This window comes from Kocuria sp. CPCC 205263 (assembly GCF_040981075.1).
Taxonomy (GTDB): domain Bacteria; phylum Actinomycetota; class Actinomycetes; order Actinomycetales; family Micrococcaceae; genus Kocuria; species Kocuria rosea.
In genome coordinates, this window is the sequence record NZ_JAVKPV010000002.1 from 54,680 (window position 1) to 69,967 (window position 15,288).

Below are 15,288 nucleotides of genomic sequence, written 5' to 3' on the forward strand. Positions count from 1 at the left end.
GGCCGGGCTCAGCCCTCCGTGGACTGGGTGGCCCCGGCGCCGTTGACGAGCTCGCCCTCGCCGATCACGCGGTCGCCGGACTCGTCCCGGCCCTCGCCCAGGGCCTGCTGCTCGCCCTGGCCGGAGACCACCTGGATCTTGCGCGGCTTGGCCTGCGCCGAGACGGGGATCGTGACCGTGAGCACGCCGTTGTCGTAGTTCGCGGCGATGTTCTGGATGTCGATGCCCTGGCCCAGGTTGAGCTGGCGGACGAACGAGGAGCTCTGCCGCTCCCGGGTGATCCACTGGACGTCCTGCACCTCGGGCAGCTCCCGCTCCGCGCGGATGGTCAGCAGCTGGCCGTCGACGTCGACGTCGACGCTCTCCGGGTCGATGCCGGGCAGGTCCGCCCGCAGGATGTACTGGTCGCCGTCCCGGTACAGGTCCATGGGCATCTCGCGCAGGCCCTGCCGGGCGAACAGCGAGGCGGCGAGCCGGTCGAAATCGTTGAACGGGGTGAACATCGTGGCCACGTCAATCATCTCCTCAACCATATGAGCAATGTCTTCGACACTTAGTTGAGTCCGATCAACTCAACTGTTGACCATGATAATCCCGCTCCTCGCGGTCTTCAACGGGTCCCGGCCCCCATCGCCCAGGGCGAACCGCCCTCAGCGGGCGTCGTGGGGATACCGCACGCCGATCTGCGCCCGCACCCGGTCGAAGAGCTCCACGAGCTCGAGGGAGTCGGCCCACGGCATCACGGGGGACTCGAGCAGGCCCTGCTGCACGCAGCGGGTGGCCTCGCGCATCTCGAACACGTATCCGGCGCCCGCCACGTCCACGCGCTCCACGACGGGGGCGGCGCCCCTGCGGGCGCCCTCGGCGGTCTGCAGCACCAGGGTGGTCGGGCAGTTGATCCGTCCGTCCACCCGCAGCCAGCCGTCCGTGCCGCTGATCGTCACCTGGTGGGGGACCGTGGCGGACAGGGTGCCGCTCACGTGCGCCCGGCCATGCCCGAAGTCCAGGGTCAGGGCGGTGTCCAGGTCCACGTCCGTGGCGCCGAGCTCCGCGCGGGCGCTCCAGCGCTCCGGGGCCCCCAGGACCGCGGAGGTCCACGTCAGGGGGTAGACCATCATGTCCAGCAGCACCCCGCCGCCGTCGGCCCGGCGGAACAGGCGGTGGGCCGGGTCCAGGGCCCGGTGCGTGCCGATGGACCCCTCGACCGAGAGGACCCGGCCGAGCCGGCCCTCCCGGACCCAGCGCATCGCGGTGCGGAAGCCGGGGGTCATGCGGGTCCAGACGGCCTCCATGAGGAAGACGCCGTGCTCGCGGGCCAGGCGGAGCAGGTCCCGGACCTCCGCCGCGGTCATGGCGAGGGCCTTCTCGCACACCACGTGCTTGCCGGCCCGCAGCAGCGCCGAGACGTCCCGGTGGTGGTAGCCGTGCGGGGTGGCCACGTAGACGATCTCCACGTCCGGATCGGCCGCGAGCCGGTCCAGTCCGGTGCTCGTGGCGGTGCCGCCGTAGGCCCGCTCCACCCCGTGCCGGCGGGCGAAGTCCTCGGCGCGGTCCTGGTCCCGCGAGCTCACGGCCACGAGCCGGGCGTCGGGCAGCGCCGCGATGTCCGGGACCACCTTCTCCGCGATGTCGGCGGTGCTGACCACGCCCCATCCGAGCGTGCGGCCGGTCGCGGTGCCGGGGTCGTCCAGGTGGGCGGCGTCGAGGGAGGCGTCGACGAACGGGCTGAGGGTCTGGGCAGGCATGGGCGCATTCTGCCACGCCGCCCGCCGCCGGGATCCCGCCCGCCGGCTCCGATCGAACGACCGTTCGTGGCGTAGGCTGAGCCCGTGCCCCGGGTGAGCCAGCAGTACAAGGACGAGCGCCGCCGCGAGATCGTGGCCGCCGCCAGCGAGTGCTTCCTCGAGCACGGCTACGAGGGGGCGTCGATGCACCGCATCATCGCCGCCACGGGGCTGTCCGCGGGGGCGCTCTACAACCACTTCCCGAGCAAGCAGGAGCTCGTGGCCGCGGCCGCCCGCGCGGCCCTGGACCGGGTCCTCGCGGCCGCGGAGGACGAGCCCGGCACCGACCCCGCGGCGTGGGTCGTGGGACTGCTGGAGCGGCTGGCGGCGGATCCCGCCACCACCCGCCTGCTGCTCATCACGTGGGGCGGGGCGGTGAGCAACCCCGGTCTGGCCGCGCTGGCCGGGGAACACCTGGGGCGCGTGCGGGACCGGGTGGAGGAGCGCTACGGGCGGTGGGCGGTCGAGGAGCTGGGCCTCGACGACGACGCGGCCCGCGAGTGGGCCGGCATGTTCGCCCAGGCCATCCTCTCGGTGCTGCAGGGCTGGGTGGTGCAGTCGTGCCTGCTGCCCGGCTTCGACCACGGCGCGTACCTGGACTACGCGCGCACCCTCGCGGCGCAGTGACGGGCCGCCGGGCCCGGCTCAGGCGGTGAGCCGGCGGTGCTCGGCGGAGAGCTGGACGTAGGTGCGCGCGTTGGCGCGGACCTTCTCCTGCTCCTCGTCCGTGAGCTCGCGCCGGACCCTGGCCGGCACCCCCGCCACGAGGGACCGGGGCGGCACCACGGTGCCCTCGAGGACGACGGCGCCCGCGGCCACCAGCGAGCCCGTGCCGATCACGGCGCCGTTGAGGACGGTCGCGTTCATCCCGATCAGGACATCGTCCTCCACGGTGCACCCGTGCACCACGGCGCCGTGGCCGACGCTCACGTCCGCGCCGATCGTGCAGGGGTGGCCGGGGTCGGAGTGGACCACCACGTTGTCCTGCAGGTTGGACCGCGCGCCCAGCCGGACGGGGGAGCGGTCGCCGCGCACCACGGCGCCGTAGAAGACCCCGGACTCCGGTCCCAGCTCGGCGTCACCCACGACCGTGGCGGTCGGGGCCACAAAGGCGGAGGAGTCGATCCGGGGCTCGTGCCCCCCGTGCGGGAGGACCAGTCCGGGCGTCGTGGAGTGTGCCATGGTCCCAGCCTAGCGGCGGGCCCGCCGCCCGCGGCTCAGACGCCCTGCCGCGTGACGGCCGGCCGCTGGGCGCGCTGGTGCCGGTGCTGGATGGCCACGCGGATCTTCTGGCCGCCCTTGAGCACGTACTCCGCGCCGTGCACGTGGATCGTGACGTCGTCCGCGCGCCGGGAGGCACCCTCGAGCTCCAGGACGTGGTGGTCGATGCAGACCCGGATCACCTGGCCGCGGTACAGCACCGTGAACGAGACGGTGTCCAGCTGGCTCGGCAGGGCCGGGTCGAACTCGAGCCAGCCGCCGCGCACGCGCAGCCCCGCGTAGGCGCGGGTCACGACGTCGACGGAGCCGGCCATGGCGCCCAGGTGGATGCCCTCGCCCGTGGTCCCGCCCTGGGTGTCGTCGAGGTCCACCAGGAGGGAATCCTGGAACGAGGACCACGAACGGTCCGGGTTCAGCCAGGCGAGCACCGAGGCGTTGACCACCCGGGACAGGGAGGAACCGTGCGAGGACCGCGCGATGTAGAAGTCGACGGTGCGCTCGATGGCGGCGTGGTCCACCTCGTAGCCCATCCGGCCGAGCTCCTCGACGAGGCCGTCGGGGCCGAAGAGGTAGACCAGCATGATCGTGTCGGCCTGCTTGGCCAGCTTGTAGTTGTTGGTCATGTCGCCCTCGTTCTCCAGCAGGAGGTCGAGGCGGCCGATGTTGCGGTACTTGGCCCGGTAGTACTCCCAGTCCAGCTCGTCGAGGTCGTCGTAGCCGTGGAACTGGCTGATGGTGCCGTCCGTGTTGAACGGCACGAACATCCGCTCGGCCATCCGCTGCCAGGTCCCGACCTCCTCGGCCGAGAGGTCGAAGCGGGCGGAGAGCTCCTCGCGCTGGTGCTCCACCATGTCGTGGAAGATGTGGGCGCTGTGCCGGAACAGCCAGGCCGCCAGCACGTTCGTGTAGGCGTTGTCCTTCAGACCGCCGCCGTGCTGGCCGCGCGGGCCGTCGTGGTACTCGTCCGGGCCCATGACGCCGGCGATGTGGTAGCGGCCGTCCGCGGGGTCGTAGTCGGTGAGGGACGCGAACAGCCGGGTGATCCCGATGATCAGCTCCGAGCCCTGCCCCGCCAGCCAGTCGAGGTCACCGGTGGTCTCGTAGTAGATCCAGGCGTTGTAGGCGATCGCGAGGCCCACGTGGAACTGCCGCCACGAGTTGTCCGGCAGCCACCGGTTGGAGTGGTGGTTAAACAGCTCCGGCGGGGTCTCCTCCCGGCCGTCCGAGCCGGACTGCCACGGGAACGCTGCGCCCTCGAGCCCGAACTCGGTGGCCCGGTGCTTGGCCATGGGCAGCCGGCGCCACCGGTAGGAGAGCAGCGCGCGCGTCACCTGCGGCTGGTGCAGGTTGACGACCGGGAGGATGTAGAGCTCGTCCCAGAAGATGTGCCCCCGGTAGCCCTCGCCGTGCAGGCCGCGGGCCGGGACGCCGGCGTCGCGCAGGGACATGTGCGGCGCCAGCGTCTGGGCCACGTGGAACAGGTGCACGCGCAGCGCCAGCTGGGTGATGGGCAGCTCCCCGGTGCGCTCCTCCGGGTCCGGGCACACGTCCACGTCGAAGCGGTCCCACAGCAGGGACCACTCGATCTCGTGCGAGGGCAGCAGGCCCCGGACGCCGCTGGGGTTGCGGTCGAGCTCCGCGAGGGCGCCCTCGCGGGGCGAGCCGATCGCGGCGTCGCGGCTCGTGACCACGGCCGTGGTCGAGTCGATGATCACGGGGCGGCCGTCGGCGATGTTGACCTGGTGGCGGCGGAACTCGGTGCCGCCGGGCCGGATCTCGCGGCGCTCCCGGACGTTCTGGCCGCCCTCGATGGTGGTGCGCTGGGCCGTGGTGATCTCGATCTTGGACTGGGTGGTGCGCACGTGCGAGAGCAGGGTCTCGTGGTCGTCGGGCAGCGAGGTCGACTCGAGGTCCACCAGGTGGTGGTCGTTGAGGTCCTGGTACTCCGCGACCCCGTTGTTGCGCACGCTGGGGTCGATGCCCGTGCGCAGGTGCAGCCGCCCCGAGAACCCCCGGGCGGTCACCGTGGTCTCCTGCGCCCCCAGGTGGCGGAAGCGCAGCGACACGAGGCGGCGCTGGACGATCTCCAGCCGGGCGTGGGCCCCGTCCTCGCCCCGGTCGCCGTTGAGATCGGTGAGGACCAGGGACCGGATGAGCAGGCCGCGGCGCAGGTCGAGCTCGATCCGCTCGTCGGACGGGAGCAGCCCGCCCTCCGACCACCAGTCGCCGCCGGAGACCCGCAGGTCCAGGTGGGTCCAGTTGGGGGCGTTGACCATGGACTCGTGCTCGACGTCGCGGCCGCTCAGGTGGCTCACCACCCGGTTGAAGATGCCGGCCAGATAGTTGCCGGGGTAGTGCACCCCGTTGTCGGGGAACTCGCAGGCGGACCCGCGCACGCCCATGTAGCCGTTGGCCAGCGTCAGCAGGGTCTCCCGCCGGGCCTCGGTGGCCGGGTCGAAGCCCTCGAAGACCAGCTTCCAGGGGTCGTCGCGGCGGGCGCCGAGGTCGAGCTCGCCGACGTCGTTGAGCACGATCGTGGCCCCGGCCCGGTACAGGTCCTTGCGCTCGCCGTGGCGGCGAACCCCCACCACCATGCCGAAGCCGCCGGCGGCCGCGGCCTGCACCCCGGACACGGCGTCCTCCACCACCGCGGACCGGGCCGGGTCCACCCCGAGCATCTTCGCGCAGGTCAGGAACGTGTCCGGCGCCGGCTTGCCGGGCAGCCCGTGCTCGGCGGCGAAGTGGCCGTCCACGATGATGTCGAAGGAGTCCTGCAGCCCGGCCGCCGCCAGCACGGGGACGCTGTTGCGGCTCGCGGTGACGAGACCCACCGGCACCCCGGCGGCGCGCAGCCGCTCGATGAGCGCCACGGTCTTCTCGAACACCCGGACGCCCTGGACCTGCAGGGCGTCCTGGAAGTAGGTGTTCTTCAGCACGGCCTGGCCCTGCACCGTCCACGCCCCCGGCGTCTCGTCGCCCTCCGGCAGGCAGGCGCCCCGGGCGGCGAGCAGGGAGCGGATCCCGTCCTCGCGCCGCCTCCCGTCCACGTAGTGGCGGTAGTCGGCGTCGGCGTCGAAGGGCCGGCGGTCCACCGTGGTGCCGGGCTCGGCCGGCTCGAGCCGGTCGTCGGCCAGGATCGTGTCGAAGAGGGTCTTCCAGGCCGCCGCGTGCACGGCGGCGGTGTCCGTGACCACCCCGTCCATGTCGAAGATCACGGCCTCGTGGGGGATGCGCAGCTGGTCGACCGCCTGCGGCAGCGCGTCCGCGCCCTGGATGCGCGGCAGGGAGGCGGTGAACGGGGCGGTGGGCAGTGCGTTCACGAGAGTTCCTCCGGAAGGTGGGTGCGGCGTCCGCGACCCCTCGGAACCGCACGGAGAAACCCCCAGCACGCGGCACGCGACGGACCCCGGACGCGGCGTTGCGGTTTGGCACTGGAGCGGGGACGGCCGTCCGTGCCGACGGTTCCTGACCAGCTCATTAAACGGCCCGGGGGCCGCGGGGGCAAGCCGCGTCCGCTCAGCGGTCGGCCAGGGGGAGGCGGACGGTGAACCGGGTGCAGCCCGGGACGCTGCTGACGTCGATCCGCCCGTGGTGGGCGCGCACGATGGCGTCGACGATCGAAAGGCCCAGGCCGGCGCCGCGGGAGCTCGCGGCGCGGGCGTGGTCCTCCCGGGCGAAGCGGAAGAAGATGTGCTCGAGGAAGTCGGCGCCGATGCCGGGGCCGTCGTCGCCCACGGCGAGCACGGCCTCGCCGCCGGGCCCCGGTCCGGCGGCCGCCTCCGTCCCGAGCGAGGCCGTGACCGTCGTCCCCGCGGGCGTGTGCTGGTGGGCGTTGGCGAGCAGGTTGATGAGCACCTGGCGCAGCTGGGCCGGGTCCCCGCGCACGAGCACGGGCTCGTCGGGCAGCTCGAGGCGCCAGACGTGGCCGGGCGCCGCGACCCGGAGGTCGCTGACGGTCTCGACCACCAGCTCGAGGAGGTCGACGTCCTCGGTGACCACGGCCCGGCCCTCGTCCAGGCGCGCGAGCAGCAGCAGGTCCTCGACGAGCGCGGTCATCCGGGCCGCCTCGGACTCCACCCGGGACAGGGAGCTGCGGCCCTGCGCGCTCATCGGCTCCGTGAGCCGGATCAGCTCCGCGTAGCCGCGGATGCTGGCCAGGGGAGTGCGCAGCTCGTGGCTGGCGTCGGCCACGAACCGGCGCACGCGCGTCTCGCTGCGCTGGCGGGCGGTCAGCGCGTGGGCTACGTTGTCCAGCATCCGCCCGAAGGCGTGGCCGAGTCGGCCCACCTCCGTGTCCGGGTGCGCGGCCGGCGCCACGGCCCCCACTGGCAGGACCACCTCCCCGTGGTCGAGGTCGAGCTCCGAAACGCGGGTCGCCACGTCGGAGAGCCGCTCCACGGGGCGCAGGGTGCGCCGGACGACGACGAGCCCGACCAGCCCCGTGGCGGCGATGGCGCCGGTCGAGATCGCCGCGGTGCTCACCCCGAAGCTGCGCAGGGTGTCCTCCTTGTCGGCCAGCGGCAGACCGGTCAGCACGAGGCCCCAGTCCCACGGGTCGTCGACCACCAGAACGCGGTAGCCGCCCACGGCCAGCTCCACGTCCACGGGGCCCCACTGCCGGCCCCCCTCGTCGTCCGACTCGGCGCCGAGCGCCGTCACGAGCTCCCCGATCCGCCGCCGGTCCTCGTCGGTCAGCTCCTGCCGCGTCCCGTCGGGGGCGAAGAGCCCGGCGCGGACCACCTCGCCGTCGACGACCCGGGCGTTGAGGGTGCCGGCGCCCTGCGCGGGGACGTCCATCATGGCCTCGAGCTCCTCCGAGGGCCCGGCGGCGGCACGGACCCCGTACTCGATCGTGCGGAAGGAGGCGTCCCGGACCCTGCCGTCCAGCTGCTCGCCCAGGGACACGTTGAGGACCGCGAGACCCAGGGCGCCCACGGCGGCGCAGGCGACGGTCAGCAGCGCCAGGACCGTCAGCAGCAGCTTGGTGCGCAGCTGCAGCGCCCGGCCCGCGCCCCGCGGCCGGGCCCGCGCCCCGGTCGCTTCCGGGCCCGTCGGATCGGTGCCCGTCGGGCCGGTGCCCGTGGGGCCGGCGCTGGTCGGATCGGTGCTCGTGGGGCCGGTGCTCATGGGGCGGCACGTCCTCGGCGGGTGCTCACTCGGCCGGTTTGAGCACGTAGCCGGCGCCGCGCACGGTGTGGATCATGGGCGGGCGCCCGGCGTCGATCTTCTTGCGCAGGTAGGAGATGTAGAGCTCCACCACGTTGGTCTGGCCGCCGAAGTCGTAGCCCCAGACCTGCTCGAGGAGCTGCGGCTTGCTCAGCACCCGGCGCGCGTTCTCCATGAGGCAGCGGAGCAGGTCGAACTGGGTGGCCGTCAGCGTGATCTCGTCGCCCCCGCGGCTGACCTCCCGGGTGTCCGCGTTGAGTACGAGGTCGCCCACGACCAGCTCCGCGGCGTCCGGGTGGGCGATGCCCGCGCGCTGCACCAGGCGGTGCAGCCGCAGCAGCAGCTCCTCCATGTCGAACGGCTTCGTCACGTAGTCGTCCCCTCCCGCAGCCAGGCCGGTGATGCGGTCCTCGGTGCTGTCCTTCGCGGTGAGGAACAGGGCCGGGACGGTGGGGGAGAAGGATCGGATCCGCTCGAGCACCTCCACCCCCGAGCACCCCGGGAGCATGACGTCCAGCACCAGGACGTCGGGCCGGAAGCCGCGGGCCTCGGCCACCGCGGCGTCACCGTCGTGGGCGGAGCGCACCTGCCAGCCCAGCATCGACAGCCCCATGGACACCATCTGGGCCAGCAGCGGCTCGTCGTCGACGACGAGGGCGCGCACCGGTGCGCCGTCGGGGTGCCGCAGGCGCGGGAGGTCCACGGCGGTGGGCCGCTGCACGGGCTCGGTCACGACGGAATCCCTCCTGGTCCCCGCCGGCGGCACCGGCGTCCTCGGACCGTCCTCAGCGTAGCGCCGCCCCGGCCCCCGATCACCTGCGGATCGTTCGCGGACGCACTTCACAGCCCCGGCACAGGAAGCCGATAAGAGCGCCACATCCCCGTCTGCTGGAGTGGATCCACGACCGGGCCCGGAGGCCCGGACCCCCGGGCAGGCGCCCGCGGGGCACCACGAGAGGGGAACCACCGCCATGCTGCACACCCGCCACCCCGCCGGACAGGCCCGGGCCGCGGAGCCGTCCGCGGGCCCGCCCGCCCGCCGGCGCCTGGTCGGGATCGACGCGGCCCGCGGCCTCGCCCTGCTCGGCATGGTCTCCGTGCACATCCTGCCGTCCTGGGACCCGGAGGCCTTCGAGGCCACCGCCCAGTGGACGCTGTTCTCGGGCCGGGCCGCCGCCCTCTTCGCCCTCCTCGCCGGCGTGGGCCTGGCCCTCGGCTCGGGCGGGACCCGGGTGCACGAGGGCCGGCGGATGACCGCCGACCGGGCCGGCCTGCTCGTGCGCGCGGTGCTCATCACCGCGCTGGGGCTGCTGATCAACCAGCTCTCGCCCGGCGACCCGCCCGCCTACAACATCCTGGTCTACTACGGCGTGTTCTTCCTGCTCGCCCTGCCCTTCCTGCACCTGTCCGTGCGCGCCCTGCTCGCCTGGGCGGCGGGGCTCGCCGTGCTCGGCCCCGTGCTGGTCCACTCGCTCGGCCCCGTGCTGCCCGGGTTCACCGTCTACAACCCCGGCCTCGCCGAGCTCGTCACCGAGCCGGGCACCACCCTCGCCCAGCTGCTCGTGACCGGTTCGTACCCCGGGGTGACGTACCTCGTCTACCTCCTCGCAGGCCTGGCCCTGGGGCGGCTGGACCTCTCGGCCGTGCGCACGCAGGCAGGCCTCGCGATCGGCGGTGCCGCGCTCGCGGTGTTCTCCGCCGTCACCTCCTGGCTGCTGCTGCACCCCCTCGGCGGCATCGAGCGGCTGCTCGCCGCGAGCCCCTCCCTGGGCCGGGGGGACGTCCAGGACGTCCTCGTGTACGGGCCGGACCCCGTCCTGCCCTCCGCCACCTGGTGGTGGCTGGCCGTGACCGGGCCGCACACCAACACCCCGCTCGCCCTGCTGAGCGGGGTGGGCACCGGCGCCCTCGTGCTCGGCCTGTGCCTCCTCGTGGCCCGCCGGACCGAGCAGGTGCTGCTGCCGCTGGTCGCGGCCGGCTCGATGACGCTCACCCTGTACTCGGCGCACCTGCTCGGGCTCTTCCTGGAGCTGCACTACGAGCGGCCGGTGCTGTGGTTCCTGGTGCACGTCCTGGTGGGCGCCGTGTTCGCCGTCCTGTGGCACCGCACCCGGGGCCAGGGACCCCTCGAGCGGGTCGTCGGCCGGGCCGCCCACGCCGGACGGGACCGGGTGCTGCGCCATCGCCTAAACTCGTAGACGGTCCACCCAGGTCCCCACCTTCAGGAGCGGCATGTCCACGAGCACGTCCCCGTCCGTCACCAACCAGCCCCTCACCGAGGTCGATCCGGAGATCGCGGCGGCGATCGCCGACGAGCTCGGCCGCCAGCGCGGCACCCTCGAGATGATCGCCTCCGAGAACTTCGCGCCCCGGGCGGTCCTCGAGGCCCAGGGCTCGGTGCTGACGAACAAGTACGCCGAGGGCTATCCCGGGCGCCGCTACTACGGCGGCTGCGAGTTCGTCGACGTCGTCGAGAACCTGGCCCGGGACCGGGCCACGGCCCTGTTCGGCGCCGAGCACGCCAACGTGCAGCCGCACTCGGGTGCCCAGGCCAACACGGCCGTCATGCAGGCGCTCATGACCCCCGGCGACAAGCTGATGGGCCTCTCTTTGGCCCACGGCGGCCACCTCACCCACGGGATGAAGCTCAACGTCTCCGGCAAGCTCTACGAGATCGCGGCCTACGAGGTCGACCCCGACAGCTACACGATCGACATGGACAGGGTCCGGGAGCAGGCCCTCGCCGAGCGCCCGCAGGTCATCGTGGCCGGCTGGTCCGCGTACTCGCGGGAGCTGGACTTCGAGGCGTTCCGCGCGGTCGCCGACGAGGTCGGGGCGAAGCTGTGGGTGGACATGGCCCACTTCGCGGGCCTCGTGGCCGCGGGCCTGCACGCCAACCCCGTGCCGCACGCCCACGTGGTCACCTCGACCGTGCACAAGACCCTCGCCGGACCCCGCTCCGGCGTGATCCTGACCACGGGCGAGCTCAAGAAGAAGATCGACTCCGCCGTCTTCCCGGGCCAGCAGGGCGGCCCGCTCATGCACGCGATCGCGGGCAAGGCCGTGGCCTTCAAGATCGCGGCCACCGAGGAGTTCCGCGCCCGCCAGGAGCGCACCGTCGAGGGCGCCCGGATCCTCGCCGAGCGCCTCGGGGCCGACGACGTCGCCCGGGCCGGGGTGTCCGTGCTGACCGGCGGCACCGACGTGCACCTGGTCCTGGTGGACCTGCGCGACTCCGAGCTGGACGGCAAGCAGGCCGAGGACCTCCTGCACCGGGCGGGGATCACCGTCAACCGCAACGCCGTGCCGTGGGACCCGCGGCCGCCGATGGTCACCTCCGGGCTGCGGATCGGCACCCCCGCGCTGGCCACGCGCGGCTTCGGCGCACCGCAGTTCGAGGAGGTCGCCGAGATCATCGCCACCGCCCTCAAGCCCGGGGCGGACATCGACGCCCTGCGGGTCCGCGTGGACCGGCTGGCCGCGGACTTCCCGCTCTACGACGGCCTCGAGGAGTGGTGAGCGTGGGCGCACGGATCCTCGACGGACGGGCGGCCTCCGCCGCCATCAGGACCGAGCTCGCCGAGCGCGTGGCCGTGCTGGCGGAGCGGGGGATCACCCCCGGCCTCGGCACGGTGCTCGTGGGCGACGACCCCGCCTCGCACTCCTACGTGGGCGGCAAGCACAAGGACTGCGCCGAGGTCGGCATCTCCTCGATCCGCCGCGACCTGCCCGCGGACGTCTCCCAGAAGGAGCTCGAGCGCGTCCTCGACGAGCTCAACGCGGACCCCGCGTGCACCGGCTACATCGTCCAGCTGCCGCTGCCCGGGCACATCGACACCAACGCGATCCTCGAGCGCATCGACCCGGACAAGGACGCCGACGGGCTGCACCCGACCAACCTCGGCCGCCTCGTGCTCAACGTCTCCGAGCCGATGACCTCCCCGCTGCCGTGCACGCCGAACGGGGTGATCGAGCTGCTGCGCCGCAACGACGTCGAGCTCGCGGGCCGGCACGTGCTCGTCGTGGGCCGCGGCGTGACCGTCGGACGGCCGATCGGGCTGCTGCTGACCCGCAAGGAGATCAACGCCACGGTCACCCTCGCCCACACCGGCACGAAGGACCTCGACGCGCTGCTGGCCCAGGCCGACGTCGTCGTGGCCGCCGCCGGGCGGCCGCACATGATCACGGCCGACAGCCTCAAGGACGGCGTGGTGCTCCTCGACGTCGGGGTCTCCCGCGTGGAGGACCCCGAGACCGGGAAGAAGAGGCTCACCGGGGACATCGACCCGGCCGCCGCGCAGAAGGCCTCCTGGATCTCCCCCAACCCCGGCGGGGTGGGGCCCATGACCCGGGCCATGCTGCTGCTCAACGTGGTGGAGACCGCCGAGCGGCACGCCGGCCTCCGCTGAGCACCGTCCACCGCGCCGCGCCCCCGGGAGCCATCGCTCCCGGGGGCGCGGCCGTCCCCGGCACCGGGCGGGGACGGCGCCCGCGCCGGTTCGTGGCCCGGGCCGGGATTTGAGACAATGGGGACCATGCGCTCCCTCGGATCCCCGACCCCGTCCACCGCCCCGGCTGCCGAGCCCGCCTCCCGCACCGCGCTGTGGGGCACGGTGATCGGGCTGGCCGTGCTCGTGGTGATCTTCGTGGTGGCGCTGCTGCAGGCCGCGAACGCCAACTCGTGGCTGGGCTGGGCGCTCGCCGGCATCGCCCTCGGCTGGCTGCTGCTCGCCACCTGGGTGGTGCTCATGGTCCGCAAGGCCGCCCGCTTCGGCCGCCGGCAGGTCGACGAGGCCCGGGAGCAGCTGCGCACCGGCTCCGGCCGCGCCCCCACCGTCACCGGGTCCGCCGCCGGCTCCATGCGGGACGAGAAGCTCTCCCACAGCTTCCAGATCGTCCTGGTCCAGTCCAAGGTGATCAAGCAGGAGCTCGCCGCGCTGCCCGTCGAGGGCCCCGAGCGCGAGGCGCTGGACCGCGCCCTCGACACCATCGACATCACGGCCGGCAACGGGATGAGCATGCTGCGCCAGGAGCCCCTCAGCGGCACCGTGGTCGACTGACCCCGACCGCCCCGCAGCACGAACCCCCACAGCACGACCCCCCCCGCTCACCACCACCCGGAAGGCAGGTGCCCCCGCATGTCCCGCCCCGAGAACGTCCTGCGCGTCGCCACCGTCAACGTCAACGGCATCCGCGCCGCCTACAAGCGCGGCATGGCCGACTGGCTGGCGGGCCGTGACGTCGACATCCTGTGCCTGCAGGAGGTCCGGGCCCCCGACCGGATCGTCCGGGACCTGCTCGACGAGCAGGTGTGGGACGTCCACCACGCCGAGGCCGCCGACAAGGGCCGGGCGGGCGTGGCCGTGGCCACCCGCCGGGACGCCCGGGACGGGTCCCTGCTGCCCGTGCGGCGGCGCGACTCCATCGGCCACGAGCACTTCGAGACCGCGGGCCGGTGGGTCGAGACGGACCACGACCTGGCCGACGGCACCAGGCTCACCGTGGTCTCGGCCTACGTCCACTCCGGGGAGGTCGGCACCCCCCGCCAGGACGACAAGTACCGCTTCCTCGACGTCATGACCGAGCGGCTGCCCGAGCTCGCCCGCACGCGGGAGCACGTGCTCGTCGTCGGAGACCTCAACGTGGGGCACACCGAGCTCGACATCAAGAACTGGAAGGGCAACGTCAAGAACGCCGGCTTCCTGCCCGAGGAGCGCGCCTACTTCGACCGCTTCTTCGGCGAGCACGGGTACAAGGACGTCGCCCGGGAGCTGGCCGGACCGGTCCCCGGGCCGTACACGTGGTGGTCCTACCGCGGCAAGGCCTTCGACACCGACGCCGGGTGGCGCATCGACTACCACATGGCCACCCCGGGGCTCGCGGCCCGGGCGGTGACCGCCGCCGTGGACCGCGCCCCCAGTTACGACACCCGCTTCTCCGACCACGCGCCCGTGGTGGTCGACTACCAGCTCTGACCCGTTCGCCCGCTCCGCGCCCCGACGGCGCCCGCCCGATCGAAGGACCCCGCACCGTGACCCCTGAGCCCGTACCGTTCGACGTCCCCACCGCCTCCGGCAAGCCCCGTGTCGTCTCGGGGGTGCAGCCCTCGGCGGACTCCCTGCACCTGGGCAACTACGTGGGGGCCGTTCGCAACTGGGTGGACCTGCAGGACGACAACGAGTGCGTGTTCTTCGTGGCCGACCTGCACGCCATCACCGCCGAGCAGGACCCGGCCGCCCTGGCCCAGCGGACCCGCGTCACAGCGGCCCAGTACATCGCCGCGGGCATCGACCCCGAGCGCTCCACCCTGCTGGTGCAGTCCCACGTGCCCGAGCACGCCCAGCTGGCCTGGGCGCTCAACTGCATCACGGGCTTCGGCGAGGCGTCCCGGATGACGCAGTTCAAGGACAAGTCCGCCCGGCAGGGCGCCGAGAACGCCACGGTCGGCCTGTTCGCCTACCCGGTGCTCATGGCCGCCGACATCCTGATCTACCAGGCGCACCAGGTCCCGGTGGGGGAGGACCAGCGCCAGCACCTCGAGCTGACCCGCAACCTCGCCCAGCGCTTCAACACCCGCTTCGGGGACACGTTCGTGGTGCCGGACGCGAAGATCCTCGCCGAGTCCGCCAAGGTCTACGACCTGCAGAACCCCACCGCCAAGATGTCCAAGTCCGCCGCGTCCGAGAGCGGGCTGATCCGGCTGCTCGACCCGGCCAAGAAGAACGCAAAGAAGATCAGGTCCGCGGTCACCGACGACGGCACGGAGATCCGCTTCGACCGCGAGGCCAAGCCGGGAATCGCCAACCTGCTGACCGTGTACTCGGCGCTCACCGGCCGGCCCGTGGCCGACCTCGTGGCGGAGTACGAGGGGAAGCTGTACGGCCACCTCAAGGTGGGGCTGGCCGAGGTGGTCACCGAGACCCTGGACCCGATCCAGGCCCGCGCCCAGGAGCTGCTGGACGACCCCGCGGAGCTGGACCGCCTCCTCGCCCGGGGCGCCGAGAAGGGCCGCGAGATCACCGTCCGGACCCTGGCGGGGGTCTACGACCGGATGGGCTTCCTGCCGCGCCTGGGCGGGTCCGGGGGGCTGGGCTAGGCTGGGTCCCGTCCTGTGAGG

Annotated in this window: 13 protein-coding genes; 7 read left to right on the plus strand and 6 right to left on the minus strand. The window is 73.3% G+C overall.

Features of this window, described 5'->3' with window-relative positions; translation table 11 throughout:
- Positions 1-8 precede the first annotated feature (8 nt).
- Positions 9-512 carry an Hsp20/alpha crystallin family protein gene (locus RF647_RS02700; RefSeq protein WP_368810709.1) on the minus strand — a complete coding sequence of 168 codons (504 nt, stop codon included), beginning with the start codon at positions 510-512 and terminating at the stop codon, positions 9-11.
- A 138-nt stretch (positions 513-650) separates the two neighbouring features.
- Positions 651-1,745 (minus strand): Gfo/Idh/MocA family protein, encoded by a 1,095-nt coding sequence (locus RF647_RS02705; RefSeq protein ID WP_368810392.1) that lies wholly within the window; start codon positions 1,743-1,745, stop codon positions 651-653.
- A gap of 84 nt (positions 1,746-1,829) precedes the next feature.
- On the opposite strand from RF647_RS02705, the gene RF647_RS02710 reads away from it, so the two are divergent.
- A complete protein-coding gene (locus RF647_RS02710) occupies positions 1,830-2,411 on the plus strand; it encodes a TetR/AcrR family transcriptional regulator (RefSeq protein ID WP_368810393.1) in 582 nt (193 codons plus the stop codon).
- Between the two features lie 18 nt (positions 2,412-2,429).
- Here RF647_RS02710 and RF647_RS02715 read toward each other — a convergent pair whose 3' ends face one another.
- From RF647_RS02715 to RF647_RS02730, 4 genes are all read right to left on the minus strand, one after another.
- Entirely contained in the window at positions 2,430-2,966 is a 537-nt protein-coding gene (locus RF647_RS02715; RefSeq protein WP_368810394.1) for a gamma carbonic anhydrase family protein, read from the minus strand.
- A gap of 35 nt (positions 2,967-3,001) precedes the next feature.
- On the minus strand, positions 3,002-6,325 hold the full coding sequence (locus RF647_RS02720) for a beta-phosphoglucomutase family hydrolase (protein ID WP_368810395.1): 3,324 nt from the start codon (positions 6,323-6,325) through the stop codon (positions 3,002-3,004).
- Between the two features lie 196 nt (positions 6,326-6,521).
- Positions 6,522-8,132: a sensor histidine kinase gene (locus RF647_RS02725; protein WP_368810396.1), complete on the minus strand. Its 1,611-nt coding sequence runs from the start codon at positions 8,130-8,132 to the stop codon at positions 6,522-6,524.
- 25 nt (positions 8,133-8,157) lie between these two features.
- Positions 8,158-8,904, minus strand: a complete 747-nt coding sequence (locus RF647_RS02730; RefSeq protein ID WP_368810397.1) for a response regulator transcription factor — start codon at positions 8,902-8,904, stop codon at positions 8,158-8,160.
- Positions 8,905-9,142: 238 nt separating this feature from the next.
- Here RF647_RS02730 and RF647_RS02735 point away from each other — a divergent pair, with 238 nt between their 5' ends.
- From RF647_RS02735 to trpS, 6 genes are all read left to right on the plus strand, one after another.
- Entirely contained in the window at positions 9,143-10,369 is a 1,227-nt protein-coding gene (locus RF647_RS02735; RefSeq protein WP_368810398.1) for a heparan-alpha-glucosaminide N-acetyltransferase domain-containing protein, read from the plus strand.
- 34 nt (positions 10,370-10,403) lie between these two features.
- Positions 10,404-11,690: a serine hydroxymethyltransferase gene (glyA, locus tag RF647_RS02740; protein WP_368810399.1), complete on the plus strand. Its 1,287-nt coding sequence runs from the start codon at positions 10,404-10,406 to the stop codon at positions 11,688-11,690.
- A gap of 2 nt (positions 11,691-11,692) precedes the next feature.
- Positions 11,693-12,580 (plus strand): bifunctional methylenetetrahydrofolate dehydrogenase/methenyltetrahydrofolate cyclohydrolase, encoded by an 888-nt coding sequence (locus RF647_RS02745; protein ID WP_368810400.1) that lies wholly within the window; start codon positions 11,693-11,695, stop codon positions 12,578-12,580.
- A 126-nt stretch (positions 12,581-12,706) separates the two neighbouring features.
- Positions 12,707-13,231 (plus strand): hypothetical protein, encoded by a 525-nt coding sequence (locus RF647_RS02750; protein ID WP_368810401.1) that lies wholly within the window; start codon positions 12,707-12,709, stop codon positions 13,229-13,231.
- Positions 13,232-13,309: 78 nt separating this feature from the next.
- Positions 13,310-14,146 (plus strand): exodeoxyribonuclease III, encoded by an 837-nt coding sequence (locus RF647_RS02755; RefSeq protein WP_368810402.1) that lies wholly within the window; start codon positions 13,310-13,312, stop codon positions 14,144-14,146.
- Between the two features lie 56 nt (positions 14,147-14,202).
- Positions 14,203-15,267 carry a tryptophan--tRNA ligase gene (gene trpS / locus RF647_RS02760; protein WP_133410616.1) on the plus strand — a complete coding sequence of 355 codons (1,065 nt, stop codon included), beginning with the start codon at positions 14,203-14,205 and terminating at the stop codon, positions 15,265-15,267.
- Positions 15,268-15,288: the final 21 nt, after the last annotated feature.

Coding starts and splice junctions, on each gene's coding strand:
- RF647_RS02705 (WP_368810392.1), bottom strand. CDS start 1,745: ATGCCTGCCCAGACCCTCAGCCCGTTCGTCGACGCCTCCCTCGACGCC.
- RF647_RS02715 (WP_368810394.1), bottom strand. CDS start 2,966: ATGGCACACTCCACGACGCCCGGACTGGTCCTCCCGCACGGGGGGCAC.
- RF647_RS02725 (WP_368810396.1), bottom strand. CDS start 8,132: ATGAGCACCGGCCCCACGAGCACCGATCCGACCAGCGCCGGCCCCACG.
- RF647_RS02735 (WP_368810398.1), top strand. CDS start 9,143: ATGCTGCACACCCGCCACCCCGCCGGACAGGCCCGGGCCGCGGAGCCG.
- glyA (WP_368810399.1), top strand. CDS start 10,404: ATGTCCACGAGCACGTCCCCGTCCGTCACCAACCAGCCCCTCACCGAG.
- RF647_RS02750 (WP_368810401.1), top strand. CDS start 12,707: ATGCGCTCCCTCGGATCCCCGACCCCGTCCACCGCCCCGGCTGCCGAG.
- RF647_RS02755 (WP_368810402.1), top strand. CDS start 13,310: ATGTCCCGCCCCGAGAACGTCCTGCGCGTCGCCACCGTCAACGTCAAC.